The sequence below is a fragment of the Christensenella sp. genome, from assembly GCF_034927525.1.
GTDB lineage: Bacteria > Bacillota > Clostridia > Christensenellales > Christensenellaceae > Christensenella.
Genome location: NZ_JAYFPU010000290.1, coordinates 1 through 10,726 on the forward strand (window position 1 = coordinate 1; position 10,726 = coordinate 10,726).

9 protein-coding genes are annotated in these 10,726 nt (G+C 52.7%); 2 read left to right on the plus strand and 7 right to left on the minus strand.

All coding sequences use genetic code 11. The features are described 5' to 3' along the window. Together VB081_RS11735 and tkt are read left to right on the plus strand one after the other, a co-directional pair. A partial coding sequence (locus VB081_RS11735) for a DUF5915 domain-containing protein (protein WP_323400991.1) occupies nt 1–381 on the plus strand: 381 nt, incomplete at its 5' end. 205 nt (nt 382–586) lie between these two features. Beyond that, complete coding sequence (gene tkt / locus VB081_RS11740; RefSeq protein WP_323400992.1) at nt 587–2,566, plus strand: transketolase; 1,980 nt, start codon at nt 587–589, stop codon at nt 2,564–2,566. 57 nt (nt 2,567–2,623) lie between these two features. On the opposite strand, the gene VB081_RS11745 is transcribed toward tkt, so the two are convergent. The 7 genes from VB081_RS11745 to VB081_RS11775 form a co-directional block, all read right to left on the minus strand. After that, entirely contained in the window at nt 2,624–3,499 is an 876-nt protein-coding gene (locus VB081_RS11745; protein ID WP_323400993.1) for an MBL fold metallo-hydrolase, read from the minus strand. A 142-nt stretch (nt 3,500–3,641) separates the two neighbouring features. Next, nucleotides 3,642–4,385 carry a triose-phosphate isomerase gene (gene tpiA, locus VB081_RS11750; protein ID WP_323400994.1) on the minus strand — a complete coding sequence of 248 codons (744 nt, stop codon included), beginning with the start codon at nt 4,383–4,385 and terminating at the stop codon, nt 3,642–3,644. Nucleotides 4,386–4,400: 15 nt separating this feature from the next. Beyond that, nucleotides 4,401–5,903 carry an FGGY-family carbohydrate kinase gene (locus VB081_RS11755; RefSeq protein ID WP_323400995.1) on the minus strand — a complete coding sequence of 501 codons (1,503 nt, stop codon included), beginning with the start codon at nt 5,901–5,903 and terminating at the stop codon, nt 4,401–4,403. Between the two features lie 21 nt (nt 5,904–5,924). After that, nucleotides 5,925–7,472: a xylulokinase gene (locus VB081_RS11760; RefSeq protein ID WP_323400996.1), complete on the minus strand. Its 1,548-nt coding sequence runs from the start codon at nt 7,470–7,472 to the stop codon at nt 5,925–5,927. A gap of 71 nt (nt 7,473–7,543) precedes the next feature. Then, entirely contained in the window at nt 7,544–8,524 is a 981-nt protein-coding gene (locus tag VB081_RS11765; RefSeq protein ID WP_323400997.1) for an ABC transporter permease, read from the minus strand. A 3-nt stretch (nt 8,525–8,527) separates the two neighbouring features. After that, nucleotides 8,528–10,018, minus strand: coding sequence for a sugar ABC transporter ATP-binding protein (locus tag VB081_RS11770; RefSeq protein WP_323400998.1), 1,491 nt, complete (start codon nt 10,016–10,018; stop codon nt 8,528–8,530). Nucleotides 10,019–10,100: 82 nt separating this feature from the next. Next, the coding region (locus VB081_RS11775) for a substrate-binding domain-containing protein (protein ID WP_323400999.1) at nt 10,101–10,726 on the minus strand (626 nt) is incomplete at its 5' end.

Here is a 10,726-nt window from a genome sequence, read left to right on the forward strand (position 1 = left end):
GACGAAATGCCCGTTTCCCTAACAGAGGAAGATATCCTCGTCGAACCTGCGCAGCGCGAAGGCTTCGTCGCCGAAACAAGCGGCGACTATGCCGTCATCATCGATACGGCACTGACGCCCGCGCTCATCGAGGAAGGCAACGTGCGCGAGCTCATTTCCAAGATACAGACCATGCGCAAAGAAGCAGGGCTGCAGGTCACGGACAAGATTGAGCTTTCCCTAAAGGATAACGATAAGATCGCAGACGTCGTGCAAAACAACGAAGACCAGATCCTAAGTGAAGTCCTCGCGCTGGGCGTACACTACGGCAGCGTCGACGGCTACGAAAAGGAATGGAATATCAACGGGGAAAAAGTAACATTAGGCGTAAAAAAGGCCTAGCGCCCAAAGCGGACGCTAGGGCAGCGCACAGCAACCAAGGGGGCTTCGGCCCCTTTTTCATTCTAAATATAGTTAACGTTAACCTTATGGGTGTTATCATGTTTTTTTGCATTTCTTTTTCCTATAAATCCGTTGCAAGAATGCAAAGAATGTACTATACTGTAAACTGTATAAGTTTTTAAAAATATCAGGAGGATACGATTCTATGAGTAAAATTGATAACCTTGCCGTGAATACCATCCGCGTTCTTTCCGCGGAGGCGATTCAAAAAGCAAACAGCGGCCACCCCGGCCTGCCCATCGGCAGCGCACCGCTTGCGTACACGCTGTGGTCAAAACACCTAAAGCACAATCCCAAAGATTCCAAATGGGATAACCGCGACCGCTTCATCCTGAGCGCCGGTCATGCGTCTATGCTGCTTTATTCTCTGCTGCATATGTTTGGCTACAAAGTCAGCATGGAAGACATCAAAAACTTCCGCCAGTTCGATTCGCTCACGCCCGGTCATCCGGAGCACGGCCTGACGGACGGCGTAGAAGCAACCTCCGGCCCGCTCGGTCAGGGGATTGCGATGGCTGTTGGTTTTGCAATGGCTGAAGCGCACCTCGGCGCAGAATTCAACAAACCGGATTTTGACGTGGTAGACCATTACACCTACGCGCTTTCGGGCGACGGTTGCCTGCAGGAAGGCGTATCCGGCGAAGCAAGCTCGCTTGCCGGCACGCTCAAATTGGGCAAGCTGATCGTACTTTACGATAAGAACGACATCACGATCGAAGGCAGCATCGATACCGCTTTTGACGAAGATGTGAAAAAGCGCTATCAGGCATACGGCTGGCAGGTTCTCGAGGTCGAAGACGGAAACGAAGACTTGAATGGAATTTCCGCAGCGATCGAGCAGGCAAAAGCAGAAAAAGAAAAACCGTCACTGATCATCGTAAAAACGGCGATCGCTTACGGTTCCCCGAAGCAGGGCAGCGAATCAAGCCACGGTTCCCCGCTTGGGCAGGAAAATATCGACGCGATGAAAAAGAATTTTGGCTGGGAACACACCGATCCGTTCTTCGTTCCCGAAGAAGTCAAAAGCCACATTGCGGAGCTTTGCAAAGCGTTCGAAGCAGAAGAAGACCAGTGGAAAGCTATGTTTGACAAATATCGCAAAGCATATCCCGAGCTGGCTGAAAAATACAATCAGTATATGACGCCCGTTTCCGAGTCCGTTTTTGACGAGGACTACTGGGCAGTGGAAGATAAGGCAGTCGCAACACGCCAGTCCTCCGGCGACATTATCAATAAGCTGGCGAAGCGCATCCCCAACCTGATCGGCGGCAGCGCAGACCTCGCGCCTGCAAACAATTCGCTGATGAAGGATCGCGGGTTCTTCTCCGCGCAGGATCGCCTCGGGACAAACATCCATTTCGGTATCCGTGAGTTCGCAATGACCGCGATCTGCAACGGTATGATGCTGCACGGCGGTCTTGTTCCGTATTGCGCGACCTTCCTCGTGTTCAGCGACTACATGAAGGGCGCGATCCGTATGGCTGCACTCATGGAGCTTCCCGTCACTTATGTCCTGACGCACGATTCCATCGGCGTAGGCGAAGACGGCGCGACGCACGAGCCGATCGAGCATCTGACTGCACTGCGCGCAACACCCGGCGTTCACATGTGGCGTCCGGCGGACGGACACGAGACAGCCGCTGCCTACAAATCCGCTATGACGGCAAAAGCGCCGAGCGCGATCGCGCTTTCGCGTCAGCCTCTGCCCCAGTTCAAAGAAACAGGCAAGGATGCCCTCAGGGGTGCTTACATCTTAAAAGACGGCGGCAAAACGCCTGACGTGATCCTCATCGGTACGGGCAGCGAGGTTTCTCTGTGCATGAGCGCAGCAGAGGAGCTTGCAAAGCAGAGCATCGCCGCGCGCGTCGTATCCATGCCGTGTATGGAGCTGTTCGAAGAACAGGATGCCTCTTATAAAGAGAGCGTGCTTCCGAATAGCGTACGCGCAAGGGTCGCGGTAGAAGCCGCTACTTCATACGGCTGGGCGAAATACGTCGGCCTCGACGGCGGTTACGTCACGATCGACCACTTCGGCGCATCCGCGCCCGCACCGGTGCTGTTCGAGAAATTCGGCTTCACCACAGAGGCGGTCGTTGCAAAAGCAAAAGAAGTACTCGGCAAATAAAACAGTTTCAAAAAACCGCGGGAATGATTCCCGCGGTTTTTTTATTGCCTGAAACATTCATTTTTTCATTTTACGTTCGATCTCCTTAAGAAGCAGCGGAATCGTATAGTCTGCGTTCAATAAAAACGCCTTTTCCGGCTGCAGCCTGGCCATTTGCTCCGTATAAAAACGTTCACGGAACAGCCCCTTTAGTTCTTCTTCTGTTTTTCCCGCCGCATATTCGCTCCACATCAAGCGCATGGTCTCGGCGTTCCAAAAAATAGCGTCGCCTATAAATTCATAGCATTTTTCACCTTGCCACAGCCCATAATGCGGGACAAGGATCGCCCGTGGCTTAACCGCCGCCATCTTCATCACAGAATCCATCGTCGCCTGATACCCTGTCATATAGCACGGCATCACAACGCCGTCCCCCGCAGGCACGCCCAGCGTCTCGCACGCGATCAGCAGCTTTTCTTCTTCACTGAAAAACGAGATACAGCACCGCGTATGCCCCGGCGTTTCGATCACGCGCAGCTTAAGCGACCCGAGGTCGATCACGTCGCCTTCGCCAACGACCGTGTCGACCGTAAGCCCGTCGGTGATGTCTTCGTATTCTGCAACGCCTGCCAGCATTGCCGCGTTCTCATTCATCTCGCGGATCAGTCTGCGTGCGGAATCCTTTTGAAATACCGCTGCCGCGTGTACGCTGCCCACGACCTGCACATCCCTCCATTCGCGCTTACAATAGATGCTCCCGGAGGCATGATCATAATGCGAATGGGTCAGCAGCACATAATCGAGCGGCCTGTCCCCCAATGCTTTTTTGATATTTTCAATCATGCGGCCCGCGCTGTGCGCAAATCCCGCGTCCACAAGCGCTGTGCGCTCCGGCGTTACCAATAAGAAAGCCTCGCCGCCCGGCTGTGCGCCTACATTTACCACTTCGTACATTTCTTCACGTCCTTTTTACGTAGTCCCTCCTATTTTAACCGTTTTCATCTGTTTTGTCAGCAATAGAAAAGGCAACGTATCAGCAGGTACGTTGCCTTTTCCACTATTAGGATGAACCACAACCACTTACGCAGTCGCTTGCTCAGTAGTTGACTACCTTAGAAAAATCCTCCGCTTTCAGGCTCGCGCCGCCGATCAGTCCTCCGTCGATGTCGCTCATTGCCATTAGCTCAGCCGCGTTTTTGGCGTTCATGCTCCCGCCGTACTGAATGCGTACCACGTCCGCCGCATCCGCATAACGTTCGCGTACCGCCTGCCTGATCTCGCGTATCGTCATATTAGCCTCCGCGCTCGTCGCCGTCATGCCCGTGCCGATCGCCCACACAGGCTCGTAAGCGATCACAATGCTTTCTATGTCGCTTGCGCGTACACCCTCAAGCGCCAGCTTGGTCTGCATGCGCACCACCTCCGCCGTCACGCCCTTTTGCTTCTGCTCCAGCTGCTCGCCCACACATACGATGGGCTTCAATCCCTTTTGCAGCGCCTTATGCACCTTTTTATTGACCGTTTCGTCACTCTCATTAAAATATTGCCTGCGCTCCGAATGCCCAATGATCACATATTCCACGCCCAGCTCAAGCAGGCTGTCGCAATTCCATTCGCCCGTATATGCGCCCGCATCCTCAAAATACACATTTTGCGCACCCAAACGGATATTCGATCCGGCAAGCGCCTCTTTTGCCGCGAACAGGCTGACCGCCATCGGACAAACGACGACCTCCGTGTTTGTGCCTTCCACCAGCGGTTTTAGCTCACGGATCAGCTTCACCGTCTCCGACGGCGTCATATTCATTTTCCAGTTTCCTGCGATGATCGGTTTTCTCATCTGCTTTTTCTCCTGTCATTTTTTCATCATATGCTCGAGGCTCTGGTATAATTCCAGATACCTGCCATACACCTCGGTATATTTACTGTAGTTTCCCATGTTTGGTTCGATCACTTTTGTGACGTGCACCATCTTTTTACATGCCTGCTCAAACCCCTGGTAGCGCCCCGCGCCCACCGCCGCGATGATGCAGGCCCCAAGCACGCCCGCGTTGCCCGATTCCTCGGTCAACACGATCGGCTTGCCCGTCGCATCGGCAATGATCTGCATCCAGATCGGGTTAAAAGCCACGCCGCCGCAGCCGCGTATCTCATGGATCGAATTCTCTTCGTTTTCCATGGTTTCCAATATGTTGCGCGTACCAAAGGCCACGCCCTCGAGAATCGCCCGGTAAAGGTGCGCGCGCGTATGCCCAAGCGTCAAGCCATAAAAAACGCCCCTTGCCAGCGGGTCTTTGTACGGAGTACGGTTGCCCTGAAAATAATCCAGCATAACGACCCCGTCGCAGCCGATCGCTATTTTGTCGGCTTCCTCCGCCATCACCATATACGGATTATCCCCCTGCACATCAAATTCACGGATAAACCATTTGGTAATAGACCCCGCGGAGATCTGCCCCCCCTCGAGGCAATACTGTCCGGGAATGATCACATCCTGATATGGCCCCCATATCCCGTCCTCAAACATCATGCGCGCAACGACCGCCAAATGGACAAAGCTGCTGCCCATCACAACACCCGTCTCGCCCGGCCTGCAAACGCCCAGCCCCACCACGTTGACATGCGCGTCGATCCCGCCCTGATAGACGGTCACATCATCCGGCAAATGATATTTTTGCGCCAGCTCCTTTCTCAACGTTCCCACAGGCTGCGCCTGCTTGATCACGTCAAGGTTTGCTTTTTCAAAAAATGCGTCAAAGCCGATCTCGTGGAAAAAATCGCGGTTATATCCGCCCATACTTTCCACATAATTGCATTTGCCTGTCGACTGGCTCACAGAAGCGCACCAGTTTCCCGTCAGAACATGGTTGATGTAATCCTGCAGCTCCACAATACGATCCGCCTGTTCAAACAGGTCAGGACGATTTTCCCTGAGCCACATCATTTTAGGAACCATCCATTCTACCGACGCTTCCCCACCGCAATACTTTAATATCTCATGCTGTGTTTGATTGATGCGCTCCGCCTGCTGCGCCGCACGCACATCCATCCACAATATCGCGTCACCAAGGTCTTGTCCGTCCTCTCTGACAGGGATCACCGTAGAAGCCGTCGTACACACCGCCATTCCCCTGACGTTGTCAAAGGTTCCTGCGGGCGCATTTTGATAACAGGTCTTTATCGCTTCGTCCATGCGGGCCTTCCAGTCCGCAGGAGATTGCTCCGCAAACCCGGGCGCCGGATGATAGGTATTGTATTTTTGCTCCGAAATGGCGACGATCACGCCATCCTCGTCCGTCAGACCACAGCGCACGCCCTGCGTTCCGAAATCCAGCCCAATGAAGTAGTTTTTTTCCATTTGTCAGTTCCTTTCGGCTGCTTACCTGCCTGCCGCCTGCTCGCCCGTTTCCTGTATCTTCTTATAAAAGTCATGCAGGCTAACAACATATTCCTCATACAGCTCCTTAAACGGCCTGTACTTTTCCCGCATAGCCGGATCCGGAACATATTCCTTCGCAATGCCCACATGCTTTTTGGCGGTTTCCTTGATGTCGTCAAACACGCCGATGGCGTTGCCCGCCAGCATGGCGACGCCCCACATCGCAACGTCTTCCCTATCGAGCACCTGATATGTTTTTCCCGTTACGTCCGCGTTCATCTGTGTCCAGAACGGCGATTTCGCCCCGCCTCCGACGATCTTGACAGATTGCGGGGAATATTCAGGATAAAGCTCCTCGATCTTATTGATGGTCAGCTCAAAGTCATAAGAAAAACTTTCCAGAAGCGCCCTGTAAAAATGCGCGCTTTTGTGGCTCCAGTCATGCCCCATCCACATACCGCGCAGTGTACCGTCAAGCGGCATAGAACTCCCGCCCAGCAGACCGATCGCCATCAGTCCGTCGCACCCGACCGGGATATCGTTCATCTCTTTTTCGACACGCGCAAATACGGACGAGAGCTTTTCTCCTTCTCTCCTTAAAAACGTATTGACGTACCAGTCGATGGTAATGCCCGAGCCCGCCACAAATTTTGTCGCAAGAAAATATCCGGGGATGGGCGACGGGATGCAGTCGATGCGGCCTGTTTTCATATCCGGCCGGTAATCCTCCGCCAAAAAGCTGATCTCCCCGTACGAGGAAGCCTCAAATATCATATCCGCCGGTTCGACGACCGCCGCGCCGATGCAGCCGGCCGCTTTGTCCCCCGCGCCCGAAACAAGCGGAATGCCGCTTGTAAGGCCGATCATTGCCGCCGCCCTGGCGCTTAAATGCCCGCATATATAGTTAGACTGCACGATCTTAGGCAGATATTTGCGGTCAAGCCCGATGGCGTCGCATATCCGCTGCGACCATTCGCCCTTCCTGATATCCGCAAGCCCCGTCCACTCCGTATACGTCGTGTCAAGTATCGCGTCTTCAATGTCCATGTCGCCCAGCTTGCCGATGATATACCCGCTGATCATCAAATATTTTGCGATTTTCTTATTTTCTCGTGGAAACTCTGTTTTGAACCATTCAAATTTAGGCGCCATTTGCGGCGCGTTTGTCCCGCTGATCTCCAGAAAGTCTTTTTTCAAATCTTTCATCTGCCGCTCAGCGTACGGCATATAGCGGTTGTCAAGGGAGCACGACCACGTCGTGATATCGTTCCAGTCACGGTCCACGCCCATAAATCCGGACATCTGTCCGGTAAAGGCCACCGCCTCTATTTCCTGCGCGCGGCTTCCCACTTCGCCGCATACTTTTTTCATGCAGGCCACAGCGGATGCGTACAAGTCGTCGCCCTTCTGTATAAACATCCCCGGCGCGGGGCGTTCATCCTTTACGGGCTCGAGCGCAATGGCGATGCAATTGCTTTTTGTATCATATACCGCGGCTTTGATAAAGCTTGTCCCGAGGTCAACGGACATCAAAAGCGTATCTTTCATATTGCTCTCCTTTGATTTACGGGGGGCGCAGGACGTTGTTTCCGCGCCCGCCGCTTCCTATCAACGGTTGATTAGAATCCTTTGCTCTTCTTTTCAGAGGTAAATGTTTGCAGCAATACAGAGCCGATAATGATCAGGCCCTTGATCACGTCCTGCGGGTAAGAAGGAACCGCAAGAAGGTTCATGATGTTGCCGATCAGGGCAAGCACCAGCACGCCGACGACCGCCTTCACGCTGGACCCCTCTCCGCCGGACAGACTCGCGCCGCCGATAACGCAGGCCGCGATCGCGTTAAGCTCCCAGCCCGTCCCGATGATGGGCGTGCCGATGGCGGTACGCGATGCCGCAATGATGCCCGCGACTGCCGCGCAAATCCCGGAAATGGCATAGACCGACATCTTGTATTTGCGTACAGGGATACCCGCCAGGCGCACAGCCGTTTCGTTGCTGCCGATGGCAATAACGATGCGCCCGAACGCCGTATACTTCTCAACGACCCAGAACAGCACGATGACTGCCACCGCCAGTATGACCAGCGTAGGAACAGGCCCTACCATGTGCGTTCCCAAAACGCCGATCGTGTTTTCCGGCGTAATAACAGGTTGCCCGTTTGAGATCATAAAAGCAAGACCCTTTGCGATCGTCATCATGGCAAGGGAAGCGATGAACGGCGCCATTTTCGCATAAGCGATGAGCACGCCCGTCGCAAGGCCAAGCGCAAGACCGCACAGGATAGGCAGCAGAATCGCCATGCCCATGCCCATTTCATGCGTGGTCAGCGCGAACGCGACCATAACGCTGCCAAGCGCTGCGACCGACCCTACCGAAAGGTCGATGCCGCCCGTCAGGATAACAAACAGCATACCAAGCGCGATAATGATGTCGCCCGCAGACTGCCTGCCGATATTGACTAAGTTTGCCTCGTTGAAGAAGTCCGGCGAAATAATAATGCAGACAATAAAGAGGCCGATAAGCATTACATACGTATTATTCTTGATCAAAAATGATGAAAAACCCTTTTTTTGTTTTTTCTGGATTTCATTTGTTTCCATTTTTCAGACCCCCATAGCAAGATTGATTAGGTTGTTTTCAGACAGTTCATCCTTTTGCAGTTCTCCCACCACGCGACCCTGCCGCATGATGATCGCCCTGTCGCACATCCCGATGATTTCTTCCATTTCCGACGATATCATGATGATCGCCGTGCCCTGCGCCGCTAGATCGTTGATGTTTTTGTATATCTCGACCTTTGCGCCTACGTCCACGCCACGCGTCGGCTCGTCCAAAATGATGCACTCGCAGTCTGCCGCCAGCCATTTTGCAAGCGCGACCTTCTGTTGGTTTCCGCCGGAAAGGCTCGAAACATCGTCCTCCATAGAGCCATATTTTGTAGAAAGCTGTTTGAGTATCTGCTCCGTAACAGAAATATCTTTTTTCTTGTCGATCCATCCCGGCGCTTTTTCCACCTTACGCAATGACGAAAGCGTCGTGTTGATGCGTATAGACTGGCTCAGGAGCACGCCCTGCTGTTTCCTGTCCTCAGGCAGCAGCCCCAGCTTGTTTTTCACTGCCTGCTGCGGGCTTTTAAAGAAAACATTCTTTCCAAAGAATTCGACCGTTCCGTCCTGCCGCTTATCCGCCCCAAAGATCGCGTGCATCGCTTCCGTCCGTCCGGAACCGACAAGGCCGGAGAAACCCAACACCTCGCCCCTGCGCACTTCAAAGGACATATCCTTCACTGTCTTTTCTACTTTTAAATTCTCGACCTTCATGACCACATCGCCTATTTCCACGTCCCGCGTAGGGAACAGCGTAGATAAGTCACGTCCGACCATAGAATTGATCAGTCCCTGTTTATCGATATCTTTTGTATCTACCTGCCTTACAAACTTACCGTCCTTTAGCACTGTGATAGTGTCACACAGTTCAAATATTTCGTCCAGACGGTGTGAAATATAAATGATACTGACGCCCTGATCCCGCAGCATGCGGATCAGGCCAAACAATTTTTCGATCTCGCTGAATGTAAGTACGGCTGTCGGTTCATCAAGCACGAGCACCTTTGCTTCACGCGAAAGGTTTTTACATATTTCTACTACCTGCTGATAAGCAACCGAAAGGGTAGACACCCTCTGGTTGGGGTTGATGTTTCCAAATCCCAGCTTGCTGAGTATCGCGGCTGCCTCTTTTTTTAATTTTTTCCAGTTGATAAACGCGCCGCCCTGCGCAAGCCTGTCAATAAAGATATTTTCCGCAACGGTCAAATGGGGTGCAAGCATAAACTCCTGATAAATGGTGGCGATCCCCATATTACTGCCTTCCCTCGGGTTATTGATGGATACTTCTTTCCCATCAAGGCGAATGGTTCCGCCATCCTTTTGGATCGCACCGGAAAGCACTTTCATAAGCGTCGATTTCCCCGCGCCATTCTCACCGACCAGAGCATGTATCGTCCCTTTTTTTACGCGAAGCGATACATCTTCGAGTGCATATACACCACCGAACCGCTTGTCAATGTTGAGCAGCTCAACTCTGTAATCATCCATTTATTAACTCCTTTGTATCGAATTTCGAGCTGTCCCGGCCATAGCGGGACAGCTCAAAACCGTTTTTCCTGTAGGTGTTTGCTTAGAAAGGCGAATCTGCTTTGTAGAATTCAGCCGCATTGCTCTTGATGATCGCGTTCGGCTCTGTCAATGTAGCCGCTTCATAATCATCTGCCGTCTTGCCATTTGCGAGTACGTCGTTTGCGATCTCAACGGTAAGCGTTGCGATCTTAAACGGACTGTTTTCACCGGTGGCAACATAGTTTGTCCCATCCATGATCAGCTTGATCGCTTCTTTTTGTCCGTCAGCCGCTGCTGCGATCTTGATTTTGTCCGTCAGTCCTGCGTTCTGGATCGCCGTCATAGCGCCCAGCAGCATGTTGTCATTTTCGCCCAGTACGAGGTTCATATCCTTGTTGGCGACGATCAGGTCTTCCATCGCCGGCAGTCCTTCGTCCGAAGTCCAGTTTCCCCAGCCCTGACCGTTGATCCAGAATTTTGCTTCCTCATTGACTGCTTTACCATTATCGATGAGCTCCTGCTCCATCTTTTTCGCCAGCTCCCAGGCTTCTTCTTCGCTCACGCCCGTGCGTGCTTCAATAATGCCGCACATGAGTCCCGTACGTCTCTCCTGGCTTACAACCGCGCCTTTTACACCGCTTAAGAGTACCGATTTGATATCTTCATCCGGCGCAAATTCTTCTTTGC

Excerpts from the sequence above, each read along its gene's own strand:
- VB081_RS11755 (WP_323400995.1), bottom strand. The coding sequence starts at position 5,903 with ATGGAAAAAAACTACTTCATTGGGCTGGATTTCGGAACGCAGGGCGTG.
- tpiA (WP_323400994.1), bottom strand. The coding sequence starts at position 4,385 with ATGAGAAAACCGATCATCGCAGGAAACTGGAAAATGAATATGACGCCG.
- tkt (WP_323400992.1), top strand. The coding sequence starts at position 587 with ATGAGTAAAATTGATAACCTTGCCGTGAATACCATCCGCGTTCTTTCC.
- VB081_RS11770 (WP_323400998.1), bottom strand. The coding sequence starts at position 10,018 with ATGGATGATTACAGAGTTGAGCTGCTCAACATTGACAAGCGGTTCGGT.
- VB081_RS11760 (WP_323400996.1), bottom strand. The coding sequence starts at position 7,472 with ATGAAAGATACGCTTTTGATGTCCGTTGACCTCGGGACAAGCTTTATC.
- VB081_RS11765 (WP_323400997.1), bottom strand. The coding sequence starts at position 8,524 with ATGGAAACAAATGAAATCCAGAAAAAACAAAAAAAGGGTTTTTCATCA.
- VB081_RS11745 (WP_323400993.1), bottom strand. The coding sequence starts at position 3,499 with ATGTACGAAGTGGTAAATGTAGGCGCACAGCCGGGCGGCGAGGCTTTC.